Here is a 21,862-nt window from a genome sequence, read left to right on the forward strand (position 1 = left end):
GGCAATACAGGTCGATCGGGATTGGTTTATGCAGCCTGACAAGGTGTTCATTTCGGCTCATGCGCGAGATTTCCACCGATTGTCGCAATGGTGGACCCAGCTGCTGGGCCGCCGTTGGGATCGTGAACCGATGCCGAACTGCCATGAGTGGGACTTGACCCGGAATGTCTTGTTCCAGGTGCTGGACGGCGGGGACAGGGCGCCGGCCGTAGTGACGATGCACGTGCTCGACATCGACGCCGAGATCGCTCGTCTGGCGGCTCTGGGGTTCCAGATCCCCGACCCGGTCGCGGTCGAGGGCTTTGCCACCCTCCGTTACTGTCGCTTCGAAGATATCGAAGGCAATGAGGTCGGCTTGCTCGACGGCGAGTGAGCCACCGTCGATCCCGCTGCAGTGGACGCTCGGACGCTATGCGGCTTGACGTGCCAGCAGGCCCTCGGCTTCGAGTCGGGCCCGCAGGCGGGCGGCGCCGGTGAAGTGGTGGCCGGGGAAGCCGGCGGCGGTGCCGGCGCGGACGTTTTCGATGCGATCATCGACGAAGAGGCCTTCGCCGGGTGCCAGGCCGAAGCGGCGCAGTGCCAGCGCGTAGATCTCGGGCTCGGGCTTGAAGAGCTGCTCGGCGCCCGAGACGACGATATCGCGGAAGCGGTCGAAGATCGGCGCGGTGGGGCGGAACATGGCCCAGAATTCGGCCGAGAAGTTAGTGATGGCAAAAAGCGGCACGCCTGCGGCGTCGAGCTCGGCGACGAGTTCGTGCATGCCCTGCACTGGCCCGGTGATGGTTTCGAGCCAGCGCGGGCCATAGGCGGCGATGTTGGCGGCTTCTCCGGGGAACTTCGCCTGCAGCTCGGGGATGGTTTCGGCGACCGGGCGGCCGCGATCATGCTGGAAGTGCCAGTCCGGGGTGACGACATGGGCGAGGAACCAGTCGCGGTGCGCGCGGTCCGGAATCAGCTTTGCGTAGAGAGCGCCGATGTCCCAGCCATAAAGGACGTGGCCGACATCGAACACGACAGCGCGGACCGAAGCTGCGTGGCTTCGATCCGCTTGATCCTGCATGACGGTGTTCAGTGGCTGCGATGAGCCCCGAATTCAGCCCTGGCGGGCCTTGAAGCGGCGATTGGTCTTGTTGATCACATAGGTACGCCCGTGCCGACGCACCACCTGGCAATCGCGGTGGCGGTTCTTGAGCGACTTAAGAGAGTTCCGGACTTTCATGACATCTCTTCTTTGCAGGCAAATTCGGTTGGCGTGATGCGAGCGAGGCGCGTAGACAATGGGGCCAGCAGAGTCAACCGAAACGAGTTCCCATGCGTCATGTACCGCTTGTCCTCACCGCCGCCCTGTTCGCACTTGCGGGCTGCGCCACCCGCGCGCCGGTGGCCGATGTCACGCGCTTTCACCTTGGCCAGCCAATTCCCGGCGACAGCGTCGCGGTGGTAAGCGCCGAGACCGGGCTTGAGGCCGATGCGACGCGCGATGCGATTGCCGGCGAGCTGGCGCGGCTGGGCTTCCGGCCGACGACAGGCAATACCACCGCCTATGTGGCGACGTGGAAGGCCGAGCAGTCGGCGGTGGAAGGGCCGCCCAAGCCGCCGCGCTTCAGCATCGGGCTGGGCGGCGGCGGTTTCAGCGGCGGGCGCGGTGGCGGCGGCATCGGGGTCGGTGGCGGCGTCAACCTGCCGGTGGGCAGCAGCCGGCCGGGGGACACGCAGCTCAACACGCTGTTGCAGGTGGAGATGAAGCGCCGGTCCGACAATTCGGTGGTGTGGGAGGGGCGGGCATCGCGCGCCTCGCTCGCCAAGGACGGTAACCCGGTGCCGGGGCTGGTGCGGGCGATGTTCGCCAATTTCCCCGGGCCTTCGGGGCAAATGGTGCAGGCGCCTGCCAAATGATCGCCGTTTCGGCGGCGTTCGATTCGGGCAATATCGAGGTCGTTCGCTGCGAAGCGCCGGATGACATCGTGCTGCGCATCGCCAGGGACGCGCATTCGGACTTTTTCCAGTGGTTCCACTTCCGGCTTTCGGGCGCGCGGGGCGAGGCGTGCACGGTGCGGATCATCGGGCTGGAGGCGAGCGCCTATCCGGGGGGCTGGCCGGGGTATGAAGCCGTCACCAGCCATGACCGTGCGACCTGGGTGCGCAGCCCGAGCCGCTATGATGCGGCGGCGGACGGGGGCACGCTGACGATCGAAGTGACGCCGCTGCACGACCATGTGTGGCTGGCGTATTTCGCGCCCTACAGCATGGAGCGGCACCATGAGCTGGTGGCGCGGATGATGGTGCTGCCCGGCGTGCAGGCGCGGGTGCTCGGGGCGAGCCTGGAGGGGCAGCCGATCGATTGCCTGACGATCGGCGAGGGGCCGCGGCAGGTATGGCTTTATGCGCGGCAGCACCCCGGCGAGAGCATGGCGGAATGGTGGATGGAGGGTGCGCTGGAGATGCTCACCGACCCGGCCGATGAGGTGGCGGCGGCGCTGCGGGCGGGGGCGACGATCCACTGCATTCCCAACATGAACCCCGATGGCAGCTGCCGTGGGCACCTTCGCACCAATGCGGCCGGGGTGAACCTCAACCGCGAATGGGCCGGGCCGACGGCGGAGCGCAGCCCGGAAGTGCTGGCGGCGCTGGCGGCGATGACGGCGACGGGGGTGGATTTCGCAATTGACGTGCATGGCGACGAGGCGATCCCGCAGGTGTTCATCGCTGGATTCGAGGGAATCCCTGGCATCACCGAGCGGCAGCTGGGGCTGCTGGGGCGCTACAAGGAGACGCTGGCGCGGGCGACGCCCGATTTCCAGACGCGGATCGGCTATCCGCCGGCGGCGGCCGGGCGCGCCAATCTGACGATGAGCACCAACCAGCTTGCCGAGCGCTTCGGCTGCCTGGCGATGACGCTGGAGATGCCGTTCAAGGACCACGACGACAATGCGGACAGCCGCGCCGGCTGGTCGCCGGAGCGGAGCAAGGGGCTGGCGCGGTCGTGCCTGGCGGTGCTGGCGGAGATGCTGCCCGATCTGCGCTGAGGGTCAGCCAGTCTTGCGGGCGTGGGTGAGCGAAACGGTGGTTTCCGCTTCGCCGCGGGCGATCATGACCATCAGCGACCTGGCCTCGTCGGCGCTGGTGCCGGCCAGCGTCATGCCGTCCGGCGTGGCCGCCTCGGTCTTGAAGTCGATGCCGTTGCGTTTGGCCGATGCGCGGTGGAAGGCGACGACCTCGGTGATGGGGGCGGTGGTGGTGTAGCTGAGCAGGCCGCCTGCGGCGCCGGAGTCGTTGGTCTTCATGTTCATGATCGGGGTGGCGCCCTGATACATTTCGACGAAATCGGGGAGGTCGCTGATATCGACAAGGCCGGTGGCGGAGCCGGCCATGGCGCTGGCGACGTTGCCGGCATTGCGGGCATCGCGTGCTGCTTCAGCGCTGGCTTCGGGGGCGGCGCCGCTGTCCGAACAGGCGGCGAGGAGCATGGCGAGGGTGAGCAGGGGGGCGGTGATGGGGCGCATGCGGGCGGTCTCCGGTGGATGGGTGGAGCAGATACGGACTATTGTGCCGTCCAGCCGCCATCGATGACAAGGCCGCTGCCGACCATGTAGCGGGCATCGTCGCTGGCGAGGAACGCAATGGCGGCGGCGATGTCTTCCGGGGTGCCGGGGTGGCCGACAGGGGCCATCTGGCCGACGGCCTGGCCGCTGATGCCGTTGCCATCGGCGCCGGCGCCCAATTTGGGCCAGAAGGCCGAATCGATGATGCCGGGGTGGACGCTGTTGACGCGCACGCCGTCGCGAGCGGCGGCGCATTCGAGGGCGACCGACTTGGTGAGCAGGGTGACGGCCCCCTTGGTGGCGCTGTAGGCGGCCATGTTGCCGGCACCGACATGGCCGACGATCGAGGACAGGTTGATGATGCTGCCGCCCGAGGGGGTGTTGGCGCGCAGCACCGGCAAGCAGTGCTTGATCCCGAGGAACACGCCGGTGACGTTGATCGCGAGCTGGCGGTTCCAGTCTTCGAGGGTCATTTCGGTGATGGAGCCGCGCAGGCCGATGCCGGCGTTGTTGACGAGGATATCGAGGCGGCCGAACAGGGTGACGACCTTGGTGGCGAGCTCGGCCCAGCGATCTTCCTCGGTGACGTCCTGGCCGCGGAACTGGACCGTGCCGCCGGCGGCTTCGATCAGGTCGGCGGTGGCGCGGCCGCCGGGGGCGTCGACATCGGTGATGAACAGCGAGGCCCCCTCGGCGGCGAGGCGAAGGGCGGTGGCGCGGCCGATGCCGCTGCCTGCTCCCGTGACCCAGGCGACTTTTCCGGCAAGTCGTTGGTCGGACATGTGGTTTCTCCCCTTACCAGCCTTCGCTGCGTTTTTTTACCAGCCTTCGCTGCCGGGAATTCCCTTGAAGGGGCCGGCGACATGGCTTGTTATCCAGCCACCATAAAAGCCGCCGGGCTGCGGCACCACCCTCTCGCCATCGACAGTACATTCGGTGAAGGGCGCTGCGTAGAAGGCGACATGGCCGAGGATGCCGGCGAAGGCCGGGGTGGGCTTGTCGTAGCACCAGGCGACGAGGGGGAAGCGATCGCCGGCTACAGCCACGTCGAAATAGCGCGCCTGACCTTTCCATTCGCAGATCGACCGACGCTGGGCGGGGCGGAGCGCCTGCGGGGCGATGGAGTGGACGGGGAAATAATAGCTCGGCGGGTGGCTGGTTTCGAGCGTCTCCAGCCCCTCGGTGGTTTCCGCGAGCAGCTTGCCCTTGTGGACGATGCGCAGGTGCCGCCGGCTGGGGCGCATGATCGCGGGGCGGGGATAATCCCAGACACTTTCCTGTGTCCCCGTGGCGGCATCGGGCAACGGCCACCCGCTCATGCGATGAGTACCGTGACGGCACCCCATGCGGCGGCGATGAGCAGGAAGAGGGTGGGGAAGAAGCTGAGGCCGAAGCCGGGACCGCGCTTGGCGGGATCGGCGTAGTAGAGTTTTGCGTAGAGGATGCGGCCCAGCGACCAGGTGAAGCCCAGCAGTGCCGTGATGAGATCGCCGAGCACCGGGGCTGCGAGGATGATGGCGGGGAGGAACATGATGAGCTGCTCGAGCGTGTTCATCTGCACGCGGAAGCGCTTGTCGAATTCAGGGTGGCCGGTGCTCATGGGTGCTGGAACGTTCCAGGTCGCGCGGGCGCGGCCGACGTTGATGGCGAGGCCGAAGAAGACGAACAGGGCGACGACGATAGCGAGCGTGGTGAGCGGAAAGGCAGTCATGAATATCCCCCGGTGAGTGCAGCGAAGGTTTGCGCGTTTGGCGGCGGCCCGGCAAGGTGGCATGCAAGGAAAGCAATGACGATGGTCCATGGAGTTTTCGAGCTGTTCAAGATCGGGGTGGGGCCGAGTTCGAGCCACACCATGGGGCCGATGCTGGCGGCGAGCCGGTTCGTGGGCTCGCTTGGGGACCTGGCGGGGGTGCGAGCGGTGCGCGCCGAGCTGTTCGGATCGCTGGCGCTGACCGGCAAGGGGCATGCGACCGACTCCGCAGTGATGCTGGGGCTGGAGGGTTGCACGCCGGCGACGATCGACCCCGATGACGCGGCGGCGCGGCTGGTGCGGGTGCGTGCGGACGGCATGCTGCGGCTGGGGGATGTGCAGCCGGTGGCATTCGACGAAGCGGCCGACCTGCGGTTTTTGCAGAAGGAGCGGCTGCCGTTCCATTCGAACGGGATGCGCTTTTCGGCGTTCGGGGCGGATGGTGAAGCGTTGGCGACGTCGGTGTTCTATTCGGTTGGCGGCGGGGCGATCGTGGCCGAGGACGAGGTGGCGGGGAATGCGCCGCCGGAAAGCCTTGGCGATGTGCCCTTCCCGTTCCATTCGGGCGCCGACCTGCTGGCGCGGGGCCGCGCGAGCGGATTGAGCATAGCGGCGATGATGCGCGCCAATGAGCTGGCGGCGGCCGATGAAACGACGCTGGGCGACGGGCTGGCGGCGATAAGGGCGGCGATGAGTGCGTGCATCGACCGTGGCATCGGGCAGGGCGGCATATTGCCGGGCGGGTTGAATGTGCGGCGCCGGGCACCCGGCATCCATGCGCAGCTGGTGGCGCGTGCCGAGCGGGCGCATTCGGACCCGCTGGGGGTGATCGACTGGATAAACCTCTGGGCGCTGGCGGTGAACGAGGAGAATGCCGCCGGCGGGCGCGTGGTGACCGCGCCGACCAATGGGGCCGCGGGAATCGTGCCGGCGGTGCTGCGCTATTACGAGCGGTGCGTGCCCGGTGCCACGCAAGCGGGCGAGGAGGATTTTCTGCTCACCGCTGCCGCGATCGGCAGCCTGTTCAAGGCGAATGCCTCGATTTCGGGTGCGGAGGTCGGGTGCCAGGGCGAGGTGGGGGTCGCGTGCTCGATGGCGGCGGCGGGGCTGACGGCGGCCCTTGGCGGCACCAACATGCAGATCGAGAATGCCGCCGAGATCGGCATGGAGCATAATCTGGGGCTGACCTGCGATCCGGTGGGCGGGCTGGTGCAGGTGCCGTGCATCGAGCGCAATGCGGTGGGGGCGATCAAGGCCATCGAAGCAGCGCGACTGGCGCTGCTCGGGGACGGCGAGCACCGGGTGAGCCTCGACGAAGTGATCGAGACGATGCGGCGCACGGGTGCGGACATGAGCCACAAATACAAGGAGACGGCACTCGGCGGCCTTGCGGTGAATGTGGTGGCGTGCTGATATTGCAGTGCAAAAATCGGGACATCATGCGGGGAGCATGATTTGGGGGATTTTCGATGATCAGGACTGTTTTGCTCGCCGGTGTGGCGCTGTTTGCAACGGCTGCGAGCGCGCAGGAGGCGCCGTTGCTGCCGGTGAAGGCCGATGTGGCGGGGGGCAAGATCCTAGTCACGCTGCCGGCGCCGGGGCCGGATGGCACGATGGGGCGGTTCATCCATGCGACGATGCTGCGATCGGGGATGGGCACCGCCGATATCCGCGTCGACCGCGGGATGCAGGGCTCGGACGAACTGCTGGCGTTCCGCCGCGTGGGGCGCAAGATTGCGGTGGTTTACGAGAACCCGCGCTTCCGCGCCGGGGGCGGCACCGCAGCCGAGACGGCAGGGGTGAGCAACAGCTTTGCGGTTTCGACGCTGGCGCTGCTCGATCCGGTCGAGACGCTCGCCGATGGGAGGGTGACGGTGGACCTGGCTGGGCTGCTGGCGAAGGACACGGCCAATCTGGCGGCACGGCTCAATGCCAGCACCGCCGAGGGTCGCGGCGACGGGGTGGCGGTTTCGCGGCGGGGGTTCAAGCTCGTGGAGGCGCTGTCGACCGCCGATCCGGCGTCGGTGAAGGTGTTTCCGACCAATATCGAAGTGGACAGCTGGCTGACCTTCTCGCCGGAGAATCCCGGCCGGGAAGTGATGCAGACTGTGCCCGATCCGCGCAGCGTGACGGTGCAGGTGCACCACAGCATCATCAAGCTGCCCGAGCCGGGTTTCGTGACGCGCAGCTTCGACATTCGCTCGGCGGCGAACGGCATGCAGGTGTTCGACTTCAACCAGCCGCTGGGGCGCGATGTGGTGATGGGGCTGGCGGTGCGCTTCCGGCTGGAAAAGACCGACCCGACCGCGGCGCGCAGCCCGGTGAAGAAGCCGATCATCTTCTATATCGACAGTGCCGCCCCCGAGCCGGTGCGCTCGGCGCTTCGTGATGGCGTGGGCTGGTGGTCCCAGGCGTTCGATGCCGCCGGCTTCATCGGTGGGTTTCGGGCCGAGATTCTTCCGCAAGGCATCGATCCGCTCGATGCGCGCTACAATATCGTGACCTGGGGGAGCCGGCTGACGCGCAGCTGGTCCTATGGCCAGACCATCAGCGATCCGCGCACCGGCGAGATCATCAAGGGCTCGGTGGTGCTGGGAGCACTGCGGGTGCGGCAGGATGTGAACATCTTCGAATCGATGGTGGGGGCCGCCGCGACGGGGAAGGGCCGGCCGAACGATCCGGCCGCGGCCGCACTTTCGCGCATCCGCCAGCTCGGCGCGCATGAAGTGGGCCATGCGATCGGCTTCATGCACAATTTCGCCGGATCGACGCAGGGCGACACGTCGGTGATGGACTATCCGATGCCCTATATCGCGCTGAAGGACGGGAAGATCGACATCAGCCGGCCCTATGGGGTGGGCATTGGAAGCTGGGACAAGTTCACGGTCGACTGGCTTTATGGCGATCCCGCGCCCGGGCAGGACCCCGATGCCCATGCCGCGACCAAGATGGCGGCGAGCGTGAAGGCGGGGGCGCGCTTTTTGACCGATATCGATGGCCGGGCGGGGGATTCGCCCACGCCATGGTCCAACATGTGGGACAATGGGCCCGAGCCGGCGGCGGAGCTGCGGCGGTTGCTCGAGGTGCGCAAGGTGGGGCTGGCGAATTTCGGCGAGGCGGCGATCCTGCCGGGCGTGCCGATGGCCGAGCTGCGGCGGCGCTTCGTGCTGGTGTGGCTGCTGCACCGCTACCAGGTGGAGGCTGCAGGCAAGCTGGTGGGCGGCGTGGACTATAAATATACCGTGGCGGGTGATGGCGAGCCGCTGCCCGCACCCGTGCCGGCGGCGATGCAGGCGGCGGCCCTCGATGCGCTTTTCGCGAGCCTCGATCCGGCGGCGCTGACGGTGCCGGACCGGCTGGTGATGCTGCTTTCGGCCGGGGTGAACGGGCGCGGGAATCCGCAGTTCAGCCAGGAAGTGTTCCAGAATGCCGGGGGGGCGGTGTTCGACCCGCTGGTGGCGGCCGATGTGGGGGCGCAGGCGGTGCTGGAAAGCCTGTTGGCGCCGACACGGCTGACACGGCTCAATGAGCAGAACCGCCGCGATTCCGGCTTGCCGGGGGCGGGTGTGGTGATCGACCGGCTGATAGCCGGACCGGTGGAGGGCTCGCGTGATGCAGTGGCGCGGCGCGTAGGCTATCGGACGATCGTGACGCTGGCGCGGACGATGCGCGACCCGTCGACCTCGCCCGATGTGGCGGCGCTGATCGAGGACCGGCTGGCGTTGCTCGGGGGGCGGCTGGCCAGGGCTGGTGGCAGCGGCGAGGGGCCAGCCTGGTCCCGCTCGATGGCGCGGCTGCTGTCCGACCCCGAGCGGCTGGAGCGCGACATCGCCAAGCTGCTGCGCGCACCAGATGTGCCGCCGGGTATGCCGATCGGCGGGATGTCCACCGATGGGGCGTATGAGCGCGACTTCATGGACGATCTTTGAGGGGCCTCAGCCGAGTGATCTTTCCATGCGGTCGAAGCCGGCGAGGACCTTGGGGCTGACGCCGGCGCTGACCTTGCTGCCGATGATGGCAGCGGCGAAGCCGGCGATGACGCCGGGGACGATCTCGTAGAGGAAGGCCGAGGGGGCCTGGCCCTGGATGGTGAAGGGCAGATAGAGCCAGCCGAGCACGGTGGCGGCACCGGCGACCATGCCGGCCAGCGCACCGCTGCGGGTGAGGCCCTTCCAGTGCAGGCTGAGCAGAACCACCGGGCCGAAGGCAGCGCCGAAGCCGGCCCAGGCATTGCCGACGAGGCCGAGGATGGTGGACGAGCGGTCGAGTGCCAGGATGCCGGCGACCATGGCGACCGCCAGCGTGGCAAGACGGCCGACAAGCACGAGCTCGGACTGGCTCGCGGCGGGGCGGAGGAATGTCTTGTAGAGATCTTCGGTGAGCGAGCTCGACGAGACGAGGAGCTGGCTGGAGATCGTGCTCATGATCGCGGCGAGGATGGCAGCGAGGAGGAAGCCGGCGAGATAGGGATTGAACAGCGCCTGGGCGAGGACAATGAAGATCGTCTCCGGGTCGGCGAGGGTGCGGCCCTGGGCGGAGATCCAGCCGGTGCCGGCGAGGCCGATGAAGACGGCGCCGATGACGCTGAGGATCATCCAGCCCATGCCGATGCGGCGCACGGTCGGCATGTCCTTGACCGAACGCACCGCCATGAAGCGGACGATGATGTGCGGCTGGCCGAAATAGCCGAGGCCCCAGGCAAGGCTGGAGATGATTCCCAGCGTGGTGGCGCCGGAGAGCCAGCTGAAATGTTCGGGCTGGACCGCGGTGATGGCGGCGGATGTGGGGGTCCAGCCGCCGAGGACCCAGACGGTCATCGCCGGGACGGCGAGCAGCGCCACGAACATGATCATGCCCTGCACGAAATCGGTGAGACTGACGGCGAGGAAGCCGCCGAACAGCGTGTAGGCGAGGACGACGCCGGCGGTGATGACCAGCCCCAGCCGGTAATCATAGCCGAAGCTGGCTTCGAAGAGCTTGCCGCCCGCGACCATGCCGGCCGAGGTGTAGAGGGTGAAGAACACGACGATGACGAGGGCGGAGACGACGCGGAGCGCGCGGCTGCGATCCTCGAAGCGCTTTTCGAGAAAATCCGGGATGGTGAGGGCGTCGTCCGCCTGTTCGGTGTAGACGCGAAGGCGTGGTGCCACGAGGCGATAATTGGCCCATGCGCCGATGACGAGGCCGACGATGATCCAGGCGGCGTCGAGGCCGGCGAGATAGACCGCACCGGGGACGCCGAGGAGCAGCCATCCCGACATGTCGGAAGCGCCGGCGGACAGGGCAGCGACCGCGGGGCTGAGCTGGCGGCCGCCGAGCATGAACTCGGAGACGTTGCTGGTGGACGTGCGCCACGCATAGACGCCGATGCCGAGCATGAGCAGGAGATAGCCGGCAAGGGCGATGGCGGTTTCGACGGTCATGCTTGGCCCTGGCTGGAGAGTGCGGCCGCATTTCAGGCTGCGGGACCTGCCGTGGTGATGTGCGGTGCGTGAAGGCTTATTCAGGCGGCGGTGGTGATCGTCAAGGACTGGTGCGCGAACCGGTGTGCGCCCTGCGCGCGCAGGGGGCTCGAAGTGTGACTGTTTTGCCATAGCAGACGGTATTTCGTTGCGCCGCATCATAACATTGCCGCGCGAATGTTGCTCACCGCACAAAAATGCCTAGGCTGATGGTACTATCCTAGCTTGCTAGTACACTTTTCATTTGTTTCTACATCAGGGGGTTTGCCATGGTTATCAGCTCGCGCGCGGCGTTTCGATCGGCAGTTTCTGCCTTTGCGCTGCTTTCCGTGCCAGGGTTGCTGCCGACCGCGGCGCAGGCGCAGGAAGTGGCGGCTGCTGTCGATGTCGATGACGAGACCGCGATCGTGGTGACTGGTTCGCGGTTGCGGCGTGATCCGAATGCGACGGCGCCGCTGCCGATCAGCACGCTGACCAGCGATGACTTCCGCAATGCCGGCAACACCGACGTGACGGCAACGCTGCGTCAGATCCCGGCGCTGCTGTCTTCGTCCACAGTTGCTGATTCGATCGAGCGGGGGCCCGTCAATGGAGGCGCTGGACAAGCGACGCTGAACCTTCGGCAGCTCGGCGCCAACCGCACGCTCGTGGTTGTCGACGGCTGGCGGCATGTCTCGGGTGTGCAGGGTACGCAGACGGTCGACGTTTCGACGATTCCCAATGCACTGATCGAGCGGGTGGAAGTGCTGACGGGTGGCGCGTCGGCAATCTATGGGGCCGATGCGGTGACGGGCGTGGTCAACTATGTGCTGAAGAGGGATTTCGAGGGGCTGGCGATCGATGCGCAGTCGGGAATTTCTTCGCGTGGCGATGGCCAGAGCTATCGGATCGAGGGCACGCTCGGCAAGAATTTCGCCGGCGGTCGCGGCAATGTCACGCTGTCGCTTGGATATACCAACGACGCCGAGGTGTTGTTCAGCGACCGCGAGTTCACGCGTGACAATGGCCGGGGCAACAACTCGACCACCTATGGCAATCCGCTCAAGCGGTTCCAGCGGGGTGAGATCAATCCTTCGACGATGCCCAACTTTGCGGCGCGCTTTCGGCTCGGTGGCCCTGGCGGGGCGGCTACCCGCTTCCCCTTCGGCGCGGTCATCCCGACCGCCGAGCAGGTCGCGACGCTGTTTCCGGGCGGCATCACTGCCGCCGAGAGGGCCCTGGTCGACCGCGCGGAAGCAGCGCCGCTGTTCGCGATCGGTGCCGATCCGCGCTTCGCCATCTCGTCGGGCGCGGGCCTGATCTTCCGCGGTGACTTCGGCTTCTTCAATGCCGATGTGAACGGGAACGGCATTTCGGATTGCAACGAGAGCTATATCGGCCGCACCGGCTTCGGCGGTGGCGGCTGCTACATCTCGCAGGCCGATGGCAGCGTGAAGGTCTTCGAGGACGGGATCATCTCGACCGGCTCGAACCAGTTCGGCGGCGATGGCGCGGTCGAGCGCACCAATACCAGCTCGCTGACGCCGGGTTCCGAGCGCATCAACGGCAATCTGCGCGCCAGCTTCGAGGCAGCGCCCGAAGCACGGTTGTGGTTCGATGCCAAATATGCGCGCAACAACTCGACCATCCGCAACAACTACAACACCTTCTATGACAGCCTGCTGATCTTTCCCGACAATCCCTTCATTCCGGCTGCGCTTCAGAGCCAGGCGAATGTGGGCGGCGGGCTGCGCATCAGTCGCGATTTTCTCGATCTAGGGCCGGGCATCACCACTGCCAACCGCGATACCTACCGCATCGTCGGCGGGGTGGACGGCGATCTGACGCCGCATCTGCGCTACGAGTTCGTCGCGAACTATGGCCGCACCGACAACAGCACCACCTTCTCCAACTCGGTGCGCTATGACCGGCTGTTCGCCGCGATCGACGTGATCCGTCACCCGGTCACCGGCCAGCCGGTCTGCCGGTCCGACTTCGATCCGACGCCGCACCCCGGCTCGGAGATCTTTCCGGTGATCGCGCCGGGCTTCTTCACCTTCCGTCCCGGGGACGGTTCATGCCGCCCGGGGAACATCCTGCGCGGCGAGCAATCGCTCAGCCAGGCGGCGGTGGACTTCATCACCACGCCGACGACGACGCGGGCGCGGCTCGAGCAGACGGTGATCACCGGCCTGCTGTCGGGTGACACGGGCGGCTTCTTCAACCTGCCCGGTGGGGCTGTCGGCTTCGTGGCCGGCTTCGAATATCGCAAGGAGAAGTCGCAGACGACCTTCGACGACCTGCGTCTCGGCCTTCTGCCGGCAGGCTCGCCAGCCGGGGCGCAAGGGACGTTCATCGGTGACATCGAGCCGCAGAATCAGGCGCTGATCTTCGATCCTTCAAACCGGACGCGCAATGCCGGCGGGTCGTTCGACGTCAAGGAAGTGTTCGGCGAGATCAACCTGCCGCTCCTGCGGGATACGCCGTTCTTCCACGAACTGACGGTGGGTGGCGCCGGGCGCTATGCCAATTACTCGACGGTGGGTGACACCTTCACCTGGAACGTCAACGGCACCTGGGCGCCGATCCGCGATATCCGCTTCCGCGGCACCTATGCCCGTGCAATCCGGGCGCCGAACATCGCCGAGCTGTTCGATCCGGAGCAGGGTGCAACCTTCCGGCCGTCCGACCCCTGCAATCAGACGCAGCTTGATTCGCTGGTCCGCGGCAACAGCCCGGTGGCCGCCAACCGTGTTGCCAACTGCCGCGCCGATGGCATTCCCGTGGGCTATGAGGACCCGCTGACGGCGCGCTTCGGCGGGGTGTCGGGCGGCAACGTCAACCTGACCGAGGAGCGGGCGACGACCTGGACGGTGGGTGCCGTGGTGCAGCCGCGCTTCCTGCCGGGGCTGACGCTGAGCGGCGATTACTACTCGATCCGCATCGACGATGCGATCCAGGCGGTGACCGCGCAAAACATCGTCAACACCTGCTACGACCTTGCCACCTTCCCGAACAGCTTCTGCCAGCTGTTCACGCGCAACCGCACTCCGGCATCGGCGACGTTCCTCGGCTTCAACTTCCTGCGGCAGACGCAGATCAACTTTGCGCGGCTCGATACTTCGGGCGTCGATTTCTCGGCCGATTACCGCTTTGCTGTCGGTCAGAACAATATCGCGCTGCGGGTTGCGGGCAACTGGACCGAGAAGCTCGACCGGTTCTTCGATCCGGTCGACCAGGATCTGGTGAACCCCGGCTTGCGTGAACTGGGTGTGCCGGAATGGTCGGGCTTCGGCTCGGTCAGCTACAACCGTGGTCCGTTCTCGATGACCTATGGCGTGCAGTTCGTGCAATCGACGGCTGCGGCATCGGTGATCGAGATCGAGCGCATCGATGAAGAATTCGGGCCGGCGGGCTTTGCGCCGGATTACTGGATCCACACCGTCAGCTTCAACTTCGACGCCACGCGGGAGCTGTCGTTCTACGGCGGTGTCAACAACCTGACCAACGCGGTCCCGTACATTTCGAGCTCGGCCTATCCGGTATCGGGTGTGGGGCGGTTCTTCTTCCTGGGTGCGCGCGTGCGGCTCTGACGCACCCTGTTGGCTGACAAGATGGGCGGCTCCTGCAAAGGGGCCGCCCTTCCTGCTTCAGAGATGGATGCGCTGCCCGGTGAGGGCCAGCGGGGCGGGGCGGTGGCTGGTGAGGATGAGGCCGGTGCCGGTGGCATCGAGCCACATCCCGAGGCGGCGGACCAACTCGGCCTCGCTGGTGGCGTCCAGGCCCTCGGTGGGCTCGTCGAGGAGGAGCCAGGGGCGGCGGGCGAGGAGGGCGCGGGCCAGCGACAGGCGCTTGCGCTGGCCGCCGGAGAATTGCCCTGCACCTTCGCCGAGCCAGTGATCGAGGCCGCCTGTGAGAGCGCGGACATCGTCGGCGAGGCAGGCGGTCTCAAGCGCGTCCCACAGGGCGGCATCATCGAGACCGGGGGCGGCGAGGCGAAGATTGTCGGCGACCGAGCCGGCGATGAGCACCGGCGACTGGGGGGCGCAGGCGAAGCGGGCACCGAGCGTGGCAAAGGCGATTTCCGCCACTGGCACGCCGCCGAGCTGCAGCGATTGCGGGGCATCGGCGCGCCAGCCGGCAAGCGATTCCAGAATGCGGGTCTTGCCGCTCCCCGAGGCGCCGGTGAGGGCGAGGCGGCCGCCGGGGAGGAGCTGGTGGCCGGCGATGGTGAGGGCCTCCCCGACTGGCGCCGGGGCGGGGAGGACGGTATCGGCGCCGAGACCGGTGAGCCGGTCCCTGGCGGCTGCAAGGGCTGCATCCTTGCCGCGGGCGCGGATGAAGGCGCCCTGGACTTCGGCACCGCCGGCGGCAGCAAGGGCTGCGAGCGCTGCGAGGGGGGCGCTGGCACCGCCAAGGGCTGCGGCGGCGGCGACGAGGGCGGCGAGCACCGGCCCGGCGGCGACGAGGACGCCGGCGAGCCAGGCCTCGCCGCGGACCATGCGCGCACGGGCTGCGTCCATGGCGGCGGCTTCGGCGATGACGGCGCTGCTGACAGGGTCGGCGAGGCCATAGACGGCGATTTCGGCGCCCGCAGCGAGCTGGTCGGTGACGAGCGCTTTCAGCGCCGAGGCGCGTGCCTGGGCTTCTGCAGCCGGGCCGTCGACCATGCGGGTGGCGACGCGGCCGGCGAGGCGGGGCAGGGCGAGGAGGCCGGTGGCGAGGAGGAGGGCGGGGGCAGGGCCGGCGAGCAGGGCGAGCAGCACGGCGAGGACACCGCCGGCGATGGCGGCGGGGCGTGCGGGGCTGCGGATGATGGCGTCTTCGAGCGCATCGACATCTTGCGTGAGGCGAGCGACGCCATCGCCGAGCATCAGGTCCCGCGTGGCACGCGGATCGCGGCTGGCAAGCTGGCCGAAGAGCTGCACCCGGACGGTGGCGAGGGCCCCCAGGGCGGCTTCGTGGCTCCAGAGGCGCTCGAAATAGCGGCCGCCGGTGCGGACCACCGCGGCGAGGCGGATGGTGGCGGAGGGGAGGAGGTAGTTGAAGGCGGCGACGCTGCCGAGGAGCCCGGCGAGGGCGGCGCCGGTGAGGAACCAGCCGGCGACGCCGAGCAGCGCCACGCCGGCGAGGGCGGCAGCGGCGGCGACAAGGCCGGCGCGGCGGAGTGCGGGCGTGTGCGCGGCGGCATCGAGCACCTGCTGCATCGCGTCGGCGGGGCGGGGAGTGAGGGCGGTCATGCGAGATCGAGCCGGGAATCGGCGGCGGCGGCAAGTGCTGGATCATGGGTGGCGACAACGACGGCGTGGGTGGAGGCGAGGCGGCGCAGCGTGGCGATGATGGCGTCGGCGGTGGTTGCATCGAGATCGGCGGTGGGCTCGTCGAGCAGCAGCAGCGGGCGGCCGCTCGCCAGCGCACGGGCGAGGCCGAGGCGGCGGCGCTCGCCGCCCGACAGGCCCGAGCCGGCGGCATCGAGCGGAGCTTCGTCGCCGCCGCGGGCGGCGAGCAGCGGGGCAAGGCCCGAGGCTTCGAGGGCGTGTGCGATGGTGGCGGGGTTTCCGCCGCCGAGCGCCACATTGTCGGCGATGCTGCCGGCCATGACGAGCGGGCGCTGGCCGGCCCAGGCGGCAGCGGTGGCAGTGCCGGCGGTCCAGTCGAGGGTGCCGGCGTGGAGGGGTTGCAGCCCGGCCAGCGCGGCGAGCAGGCTGGACTTGCCGCAGCCGCTGGGGCCGGTGATGGCGATGAGGCCGGTGGCGGGGACGGCGAGGCTGACCGGGCCGACCGCGACCTTGCCATCATAGGCGACCGCGACGCCGGCAAGGGTGACGCCGGTGAACACGGTGCTGCGCGGCGGGGACGCTGCGGGAGCTGGCAGCTCGATATCGAGGGCGAGCGAAGCAGCTTCGCCGGTCTGGCGGTCGTGATAGGCGGCGGCGAGGCGGCGCATGGGAAGGTAGAATTCGGGGGCGAGGGCGAGGGCGAAGAAGGCGGCGGTGAGGCCGAGATTTTCGGGGGCGGGGAAGGGCAGCAGGCCGAGGAGGCTGAAGCCGCAATAAAGGGCGACGATGGCGACCGACAGGGCGGCAAGGAATTCGAGGATGCCGCTCGAAATGAAGGCGATGCGGAGCAGCGCCAGTGTGCGATCCGCGACTTCGGTGCTCGCCTGGCCGAGGTGGCTGGCGATGCGGGCCTCGGCGCCGAAGCTGCGGATTTCGGCAAGCGCACGCAGCCGGTCCGCGAACAGGCCGCCGAGCCGGCCGATGGCGGTGAGCTGGCGATCGGCGGCGGCGCGAGCGGCTCCGCCGGCGATGATCATGCCGATGGTGAAGGGGATGAGGGTGAGCAGCAGGATGCCGGCCGCGACCGGGCTGGCGATGGCGACCGCACCTGCAACGAGCAGTGGTGCGATGCGCGCAGCGCGGGCGAGCGGCTGGTAGCGGGCGGCGAGGCCCTCGATGGCCTCGATCTGGTCGACGGCGCGTGCCGCATCCTCGCCGGCCATGCGGGCACGGGCATGGGCGGTGGCGAAGAGCAGCGGCAGGTGGCGCGCGCGCAGCCGTGCCTTGAGATCGATGGCGGCGGCCATGCCGGCTTCCGCCGCGCGCGCCTGGGCCGCGGCGCGCACGAGGCCGGAGACGAGCATTGCTGCAAGGCCGCCGAGCACCGGCACGAGGCCGCCCCAGCAGCCTATGGTGAAAGCCAGCCCGGCGGCGAATAGGAAGGCGCCGGCGAGATCGGCGAGCCACCAGAGCGAGGCGCGGCGCAACGCCGCAGAACGCGGTGCGAAGGAACCGGAGGGGGTTGTGGCAGCGGCGGTCACTTGGCGCTCCGCAGGATTGGGTGTACTCGGGAGGCCACTAGAGCAGATGGCCGGGCTTCCTCTTGACGAGGCCCTTTCGCATCTGACCCGGGGGCCTTGATGATCGACTTCGCCGTTGTGGACATGTCGCGGCTGCAGTTTGCGCTCACCGCAATGTACCATTTCCTGTTCGTGCCGCTCACGCTCGGCTTGTCGTTCATGCTGGTCATCATGGAAAGCATTTATGTGATGACCGACAAGGCCGTGTGGCGCGATGCCACGCGGTTCTGGGGCAAGCTGTTCGGCATCAACTTCGTGGTCGGCGTGGCGACCGGCATCACGATGGAATTCCAGTTCGGCACCAACTGGGCGTATTTCAGCCATGCGGTGGGCGATGTGTTCGGAGCACCACTGGCGATCGAGGGGCTGATGGCGTTCTTCCTCGAGGCGACCTTCGTGGGGCTGATGTTCTTCGGCTGGGACAAGCTTTCTAAGCTCGGACACCTGGGGGTGACCTTCATGGTTGCGATCGGCACCAACTTCTCCGCGCTGTGGATCCTGATCGCCAATGGCTGGATGCAGAATCCGGTGGGCAGCCGCTTCAACCCCGAGACGATGCGGATGGAGATTACCTCCATCGCCGATGTGCTTCTCAACCCCGTGGCCCAGGCCAAGTTCGTTCATACCGTTTCTGCCGGCTATGTCACGGGGGCGGTGTTCGTGCTGGCGATTTCGGCCTGGTATCTGCTGAAGGGCAGGCATGTGGCGGTGGCGCGGCGCAGCTTCACCGTGGCGGCGTCGTTCGGGCTGGCGGCCGCACTTTCGGTCGTCGTGCTGGGGGATGAGTCGGGCTATGCGCTGACCGACAACCAGCGGATGAAGCTCGCGAGCCTCGAGGCGATGTGGGACACGCAGCCGGCGCCGGCGAGCCTGACGCTGTTCGGCATTCCCGATGTGGAGGCGCGCGAGACGCATTTCGAGGTGAGCGTGCCGTGGGTGCTGGGGATCATCGCCACCCACAGCTTCGACAAGCCGGTGCGCGGGATCAACGACATGGTGGCGACCGCTGCCGAGCGGATCAGGAGCGGCATCTTTGCCTATGATGCGGTTGAGCGGCTGAAGATCGACCGCAACGACATGGCGGCGCGCGAACGCTTCGAGCTTCACAAGGCCGATTATGGCTATGCGCTGCTCTTGAAGCGCTTCATCCCCGACCCGCGACTGGCGACGGGGGAGGACATCTACAAGGCGGCGATGAGCACGGTGCCCAATGTGCCGGCGATGTTCTGGTTCTTCCGGATCATGGCGGGGCTGGGGTTCTTCTTCATCGGCTTCTTCGCCCTCGCCTTCTGGCGGGCCTCGCGCCACAATTTCGAGACCGGGCCGTTCATGAAGGCGGCGGTGCTGATTTTGCCATTGCCGTTCATCGCGATCCAGACCGGCTGGCTGCTTGCCGAGATCGGCCGCCAGCCCTGGGTTGTGGAGGGATCGCTGCCGACCTTCCTCGCCGCCTCCAGCCTGACGATCGGGCAGATCTGGACGACGATCATCGGCTTCACGCTTCTTTATGGCACGCTGGCGGTGATCATGGTGCGGCTGATGCTGAGCACCATCGCGCATGGGCCGGAACGGTCGGCGCCGCAGCGCGGCGATCTGCCCGAACTGGTGCCGGTGGGTGGCCGGAGTGCCGGCGGCATCATTCCCTTGCCGGCGGAGTAGCACCGATGTTGCCGATGTTCTTCGAATACGAGACGCTGCGGCTCATCTGGTGGCTGCTGATCGGCGTGCTGCTGATCGGCTTTGCGCTCACCGACGGCTTCGACCTGGGGGTGGGGGCGCTGCTGCCGTTCATCGCGCGCACCGACGAGGAGCGGCGGCTGGTGATCAATTCGATCGGCGCGACCTGGGAGGGCAACCAGGTGTGGTTCATCCTCGGCGGCGGGGCGATCTTCGCGGCCTGGCCGTTTGTGTATGCGATCAGCTTTTCCGGGCTGTATCTGGCGATGTTCGTGGTGCTGTGTGCCCTGATCCTGCGGCCGGTGGGGTTCAAGTACCGCTCGAAGCACAAGGACCCGAAATGGCGCGCGCGCTGGGATTGGGCGCTGTTCATCGGTGGCTTTGTGCCGGCCCTGGTGTTCGGGGTGGCGGTGGGGAATGTGCTTGCCGGGGTGCCGTTCACGCTCGACAGCGATCTGCGGTCGCGCTGGGAGGGGGGCTTGCTGGACCTGTTCACGCCGCTGCCGCTGGTGGCGGGGCTGCTTTCGGTGGCGATGCTGGTGCTGCACGGGGCGGGATGGCTGAGCATCAAGATCGAGCAGGGGCCGGTGCTGGTGCGGGCGCGGCGCTGGGGGCAGGGGGCGGCGATTGCGGCGATCGCACTGTTTGCAGTGGGCGGGCTGATGCTGGCCTATGGCGATTATGGCTTCCGGCTGGTCGGCACGCCCGACACCAACGGGCCATCGAATCCGCTCTTTACCGGGGCGGAGGCGGCACCGGGGGCGTGGCTGGAGAATTACGGGCGCTATCCCTGGATGCTGGCGGCGCCGGTGATGGGCTTTGCCGGGCCGCTGGTGGCGCTTCTCGGCATCGTGCGGCGGGCCGACCTGCCGGTGTTCCTGGGGTCGTCGCTGGCGGTGATCGGCACGATCGGCACAGCGGGGCTTTCGATGTTTCCGTTCATGCTGCCGAGCTCGGTGCAGCCGGCGGCGAGCCTGACGGTGTGGAATGCCTCGTCGAGTGCCATGACGCTGTGGATCATGCTGATCGTGACCGCGATCTTCCTGCCGCTGGTGCTGCTCTATACCGCCTGGGTTTTCCGCGTCCTGTTCGGGCGGATCACCACCGAGCAGGTGCGCAACAACCCCGATTTTTATTGAGGTCAGCCCATGTGGTATTTCACCTGGATTCTCGGCCTCGGGCTTGCAGTGGTGTTCGGCATCGTCAACGGGCTTTGGCATGAATATCATGCCGACGATGAGCTGGATGAGGATCTGCCCGGGCAGGACTGATTGACTCGGCCATGCGCCCGGCCCCAGTGGAGCGAAAAATCCGGGGGTGGGACACGATATGGCCGAGGTTAGTGCGAGTGCAGCGCCCACCGACAAGGGAGCGCGCTGGCTGCTGATTGCGCTGCTGTTTGCCGGCACCGCGCTCAATTATGTCGACCGGCAGGTGCTGGCGCTGCTGAAGCCCACATTGGAGGCCGAATTCGGCTGGTCCGACACCGATTTCGCGCATCTTGGGAGCGTGTTCCAGCTTTCGGCGGCAGGGGCGCTGCTGTTCGTCGGCTGGTTTGTCGACAAGTTCGGCGTGCGTTTTGCCTATGGGCTGGCGGTGGCGGTGTGGAGCCTCGCCGGCATCTGCCATGCTGCGGCGCGCACGGTGAGCCAGTTCGTGATCGCGCGCGCCGTGCTGGCGGTGGCGGAGAGCGTGAACACGCCGGCCGCGGTGAAGGCGGCGGCGACCTATCTGCCGCTGAAGGAGCGGTCGCTCGGGCTGGGGCTGGTCAACACCGCGCCCAACATCGGAGCCATTCTCACGCCGCTGCTGATTCCGCCGCTGGCGCTGGCGTTCGGCTGGCAGAGCGCCTTCATCATCACCGGCGCGCTGGGGTTCATCTGGCTGGGGTTCTGGATTGCCGGCACGCGGCGGCTGAAGCCGCTGATCGCCGTTGTGCCGGGCAAGCCGGTGGCGACGATCAAATGGTCCGAACTGCTCAGCGATCGGCGCAGCTGGGCGGTGATCGGCGCCAAGGCGCTCACCGATTGCGTGTGGTGGTTTTTGCTGTTCTGGACGCCCGACCTGTTTGCGCGCGTGTTCCGGATGAGCCAGGCCGAGCTGGGGGGGCCGATTGCGCTCATCTACACGATGGCCGCACTCGGCGCGCTTTCCAGCGGGCTGCTGTTTCCGCGGCTGATCGAGCGCGGGATGAGCGTCAATGCGGCGCGAAAGTCTTCGATGCTGTTCTATGCGGTGCTGATCCTGCCGATCTCGCTGGCGCTGACGGCATCGAGCCCATGGACGGCGGCGCTGCTGATCGGGCTGGCGCTTTTTGCGCACCAGGGCTTTTCCACCAACATCTTCGGGATGACCGCCGATATCGTGCCGGCGGCGCGGGTGGGGAGCGTGATGGCAGCGGGTGCGGTGGCGGGCAATCTGACCGGGCTGGGGATCATCGAGCTGACGGGGTGGAGCCTGACGAACGGGATCGGCTATTGGCCGATGTTCGCGATTGCGTCGGGAGCGTATCTGGCGGCGCTGGCGCTGATCCAGCTGATTTTGCCGCGGCTGGTGGCGGAGCAGGAATAGGCGCCGACTGTAGAGATTATGC

At 67.5% G+C, this 21,862-nt stretch carries 19 protein-coding genes; 10 read left to right on the forward strand and 9 right to left on the reverse strand.

Annotation, left to right across the window (positions count from 1 at the left end; genetic code table 11):
* The first annotated feature begins 28 nt into the window (after positions 1 to 28).
* Positions 29 to 373 (forward strand): VOC family protein, encoded by a 345-nt coding sequence (locus tag FHS79_RS14185; RefSeq protein ID WP_184201466.1) that lies wholly within the window; start codon positions 29 to 31, stop codon positions 371 to 373.
* Between the two features lie 36 nt (positions 374 to 409).
* On the opposite strand, the gene FHS79_RS14190 is transcribed toward FHS79_RS14185, so the two are convergent.
* Entirely contained in the window at positions 410 to 1,060 is a 651-nt protein-coding gene (locus FHS79_RS14190; RefSeq protein ID WP_184201469.1) for an HAD family hydrolase, read from the reverse strand.
* A 33-nt stretch (positions 1,061 to 1,093) separates the two neighbouring features.
* Positions 1,094 to 1,219 (reverse strand): type B 50S ribosomal protein L36, encoded by a 126-nt coding sequence (gene ykgO / locus FHS79_RS14195; RefSeq protein ID WP_152578011.1) that lies wholly within the window; start codon positions 1,217 to 1,219, stop codon positions 1,094 to 1,096.
* Between the two features lie 92 nt (positions 1,220 to 1,311).
* On the opposite strand from ykgO, the gene FHS79_RS14200 reads away from it, so the two are divergent.
* Both FHS79_RS14200 and FHS79_RS14205 read left to right on the forward strand, forming a co-directional pair.
* Entirely contained in the window at positions 1,312 to 1,896 is a 585-nt protein-coding gene (locus FHS79_RS14200) for a DUF4136 domain-containing protein (protein ID WP_184201471.1), read from the forward strand.
* Positions 1,893 to 3,026: a M14 family metallopeptidase gene (locus FHS79_RS14205; RefSeq protein ID WP_184201474.1), complete on the forward strand. Its 1,134-nt coding sequence runs from the start codon at positions 1,893 to 1,895 to the stop codon at positions 3,024 to 3,026. Before FHS79_RS14200 ends, FHS79_RS14205 begins: the two co-directional genes overlap by 4 nt.
* 3 nt (positions 3,027 to 3,029) lie before the next feature.
* On the opposite strand, the gene FHS79_RS14210 is transcribed toward FHS79_RS14205, so the two are convergent.
* From FHS79_RS14210 to FHS79_RS14225, 4 genes are read right to left on the reverse strand one after another with little or no spacing between them, the layout of a single operon-like run.
* Positions 3,030 to 3,503, reverse strand: coding sequence for a hypothetical protein (locus FHS79_RS14210; protein ID WP_184201477.1), 474 nt, complete (start codon positions 3,501 to 3,503; stop codon positions 3,030 to 3,032).
* Positions 3,504 to 3,541: 38 nt separating this feature from the next.
* Positions 3,542 to 4,324, reverse strand: coding sequence for an SDR family NAD(P)-dependent oxidoreductase (locus tag FHS79_RS14215; RefSeq protein ID WP_184201480.1), 783 nt, complete (start codon positions 4,322 to 4,324; stop codon positions 3,542 to 3,544).
* A 36-nt stretch (positions 4,325 to 4,360) separates the two neighbouring features.
* A complete protein-coding gene (locus FHS79_RS14220) occupies positions 4,361 to 4,861 on the reverse strand; it encodes a DUF427 domain-containing protein (RefSeq protein ID WP_184201482.1) in 501 nt (166 codons plus the stop codon).
* Positions 4,858 to 5,253, reverse strand: coding sequence for an MAPEG family protein (locus FHS79_RS14225; RefSeq protein WP_184201485.1), 396 nt, complete (start codon positions 5,251 to 5,253; stop codon positions 4,858 to 4,860). Before FHS79_RS14225 ends, FHS79_RS14220 begins: the two co-directional genes overlap by 4 nt.
* Positions 5,254 to 5,334: 81 nt before the next feature.
* On the opposite strand from FHS79_RS14225, the gene FHS79_RS14230 reads away from it, so the two are divergent.
* The gene (locus tag FHS79_RS14230) at positions 5,335 to 6,705 is read left to right on the forward strand and encodes an L-serine ammonia-lyase (protein ID WP_184201539.1); all 1,371 of its coding nucleotides are present in this window, start codon (positions 5,335 to 5,337) and stop codon (positions 6,703 to 6,705) included.
* Between the two features lie 56 nt (positions 6,706 to 6,761).
* A complete protein-coding gene (locus FHS79_RS14235) occupies positions 6,762 to 9,221 on the forward strand; it encodes a zinc-dependent metalloprotease (RefSeq protein ID WP_184201487.1) in 2,460 nt (819 codons plus the stop codon).
* Positions 9,222 to 9,227: 6 nt separating this feature from the next.
* Here FHS79_RS14235 and putP read toward each other — a convergent pair whose 3' ends face one another.
* Positions 9,228 to 10,715: a sodium/proline symporter PutP gene (gene putP, locus FHS79_RS14240; protein ID WP_184201490.1), complete on the reverse strand. Its 1,488-nt coding sequence runs from the start codon at positions 10,713 to 10,715 to the stop codon at positions 9,228 to 9,230.
* 308 nt (positions 10,716 to 11,023) lie between these two features.
* Between putP and FHS79_RS14245 the strand changes: the two genes are divergently transcribed.
* Positions 11,024 to 14,326: a TonB-dependent receptor domain-containing protein gene (locus tag FHS79_RS14245; protein WP_184201493.1), complete on the forward strand. Its 3,303-nt coding sequence runs from the start codon at positions 11,024 to 11,026 to the stop codon at positions 14,324 to 14,326.
* A gap of 57 nt (positions 14,327 to 14,383) precedes the next feature.
* Here the strand turns inward: FHS79_RS14245 and FHS79_RS14250 are convergent, their stop codons facing one another.
* Together FHS79_RS14250 and FHS79_RS14255 are read right to left on the reverse strand one after the other, a co-directional pair.
* Positions 14,384 to 15,973, reverse strand: a complete 1,590-nt coding sequence (locus tag FHS79_RS14250) for an ATP-binding cassette domain-containing protein (protein ID WP_243452904.1) — start codon at positions 15,971 to 15,973, stop codon at positions 14,384 to 14,386.
* Positions 15,970 to 17,553: an ATP-binding cassette domain-containing protein gene (locus FHS79_RS14255; protein WP_341534465.1), complete on the reverse strand. Its 1,584-nt coding sequence runs from the start codon at positions 17,551 to 17,553 to the stop codon at positions 15,970 to 15,972. Before FHS79_RS14255 ends, FHS79_RS14250 begins: the two co-directional genes overlap by 4 nt.
* A gap of 102 nt (positions 17,554 to 17,655) precedes the next feature.
* On the opposite strand from FHS79_RS14255, the gene FHS79_RS14260 reads away from it, so the two are divergent.
* From FHS79_RS14260 to FHS79_RS14275, 4 genes are read left to right on the forward strand one after another with little or no spacing between them, the layout of a single operon-like run.
* On the forward strand, positions 17,656 to 19,251 hold the full coding sequence (locus tag FHS79_RS14260; protein ID WP_207793849.1) for a cytochrome ubiquinol oxidase subunit I: 1,596 nt from the start codon (positions 17,656 to 17,658) through the stop codon (positions 19,249 to 19,251).
* A gap of 14 nt (positions 19,252 to 19,265) precedes the next feature.
* A complete protein-coding gene (gene cydB, locus FHS79_RS14265; RefSeq protein ID WP_373289747.1) occupies positions 19,266 to 20,408 on the forward strand; it encodes a cytochrome d ubiquinol oxidase subunit II in 1,143 nt (380 codons plus the stop codon).
* Positions 20,409 to 20,417: 9 nt separating this feature from the next.
* Positions 20,418 to 20,540, forward strand: a complete 123-nt coding sequence (gene cydX / locus FHS79_RS14270; protein ID WP_184201501.1) for a cytochrome bd-I oxidase subunit CydX — start codon at positions 20,418 to 20,420, stop codon at positions 20,538 to 20,540.
* Between the two features lie 58 nt (positions 20,541 to 20,598).
* Positions 20,599 to 21,840 (forward strand): MFS transporter, encoded by a 1,242-nt coding sequence (locus FHS79_RS14275; protein ID WP_184201504.1) that lies wholly within the window; start codon positions 20,599 to 20,601, stop codon positions 21,838 to 21,840.
* Positions 21,841 to 21,862: the final 22 nt, after the last annotated feature.

Origin of the sequence: Polymorphobacter multimanifer (assembly GCF_014205635.1) — a bacterium.
GTDB classification, from domain to species: domain Bacteria; phylum Pseudomonadota; class Alphaproteobacteria; order Sphingomonadales; family Sphingomonadaceae; genus Sandarakinorhabdus; species Sandarakinorhabdus multimanifer.

What these genes read in the sequence shown, in the direction of transcription:
- FHS79_RS14225 (WP_184201485.1), bottom strand. Translation starts at nt 5,253, where the DNA reads ATGACTGCCTTTCCGCTCACCACGCTCGCTATCGTCGTCGCCCTGTTC.
- ykgO (WP_152578011.1), bottom strand. Translation starts at nt 1,219, where the DNA reads ATGAAAGTCCGGAACTCTCTTAAGTCGCTCAAGAACCGCCACCGCGAT.
- FHS79_RS14205 (WP_184201474.1), top strand. Translation starts at nt 1,893, where the DNA reads ATGATCGCCGTTTCGGCGGCGTTCGATTCGGGCAATATCGAGGTCGTT.
- FHS79_RS14220 (WP_184201482.1), bottom strand. Translation starts at nt 4,861, where the DNA reads ATGAGCGGGTGGCCGTTGCCCGATGCCGCCACGGGGACACAGGAAAGT.
- FHS79_RS14215 (WP_184201480.1), bottom strand. Translation starts at nt 4,324, where the DNA reads ATGTCCGACCAACGACTTGCCGGAAAAGTCGCCTGGGTCACGGGAGCA.
- FHS79_RS14185 (WP_184201466.1), top strand. Translation starts at nt 29, where the DNA reads ATGCAGCCTGACAAGGTGTTCATTTCGGCTCATGCGCGAGATTTCCAC.
- FHS79_RS14200 (WP_184201471.1), top strand. Translation starts at nt 1,312, where the DNA reads ATGCGTCATGTACCGCTTGTCCTCACCGCCGCCCTGTTCGCACTTGCG.
- cydX (WP_184201501.1), top strand. Translation starts at nt 20,418, where the DNA reads ATGTGGTATTTCACCTGGATTCTCGGCCTCGGGCTTGCAGTGGTGTTC.
- FHS79_RS14245 (WP_184201493.1), top strand. Translation starts at nt 11,024, where the DNA reads ATGGTTATCAGCTCGCGCGCGGCGTTTCGATCGGCAGTTTCTGCCTTT.
- FHS79_RS14190 (WP_184201469.1), bottom strand. Translation starts at nt 1,060, where the DNA reads ATGCAGGATCAAGCGGATCGAAGCCACGCAGCTTCGGTCCGCGCTGTC.
- putP (WP_184201490.1), bottom strand. Translation starts at nt 10,715, where the DNA reads ATGACCGTCGAAACCGCCATCGCCCTTGCCGGCTATCTCCTGCTCATG.
- FHS79_RS14275 (WP_184201504.1), top strand. Translation starts at nt 20,599, where the DNA reads ATGGCCGAGGTTAGTGCGAGTGCAGCGCCCACCGACAAGGGAGCGCGC.
- cydB (WP_373289747.1), top strand. Translation starts at nt 19,266, where the DNA reads ATGTTCTTCGAATACGAGACGCTGCGGCTCATCTGGTGGCTGCTGATC.
- FHS79_RS14230 (WP_184201539.1), top strand. Translation starts at nt 5,335, where the DNA reads ATGGTCCATGGAGTTTTCGAGCTGTTCAAGATCGGGGTGGGGCCGAGT.
- FHS79_RS14250 (WP_243452904.1), bottom strand. Translation starts at nt 15,973, where the DNA reads ATGACCGCCCTCACTCCCCGCCCCGCCGACGCGATGCAGCAGGTGCTC.
- FHS79_RS14235 (WP_184201487.1), top strand. Translation starts at nt 6,762, where the DNA reads ATGATCAGGACTGTTTTGCTCGCCGGTGTGGCGCTGTTTGCAACGGCT.
- FHS79_RS14210 (WP_184201477.1), bottom strand. Translation starts at nt 3,503, where the DNA reads ATGCGCCCCATCACCGCCCCCCTGCTCACCCTCGCCATGCTCCTCGCC.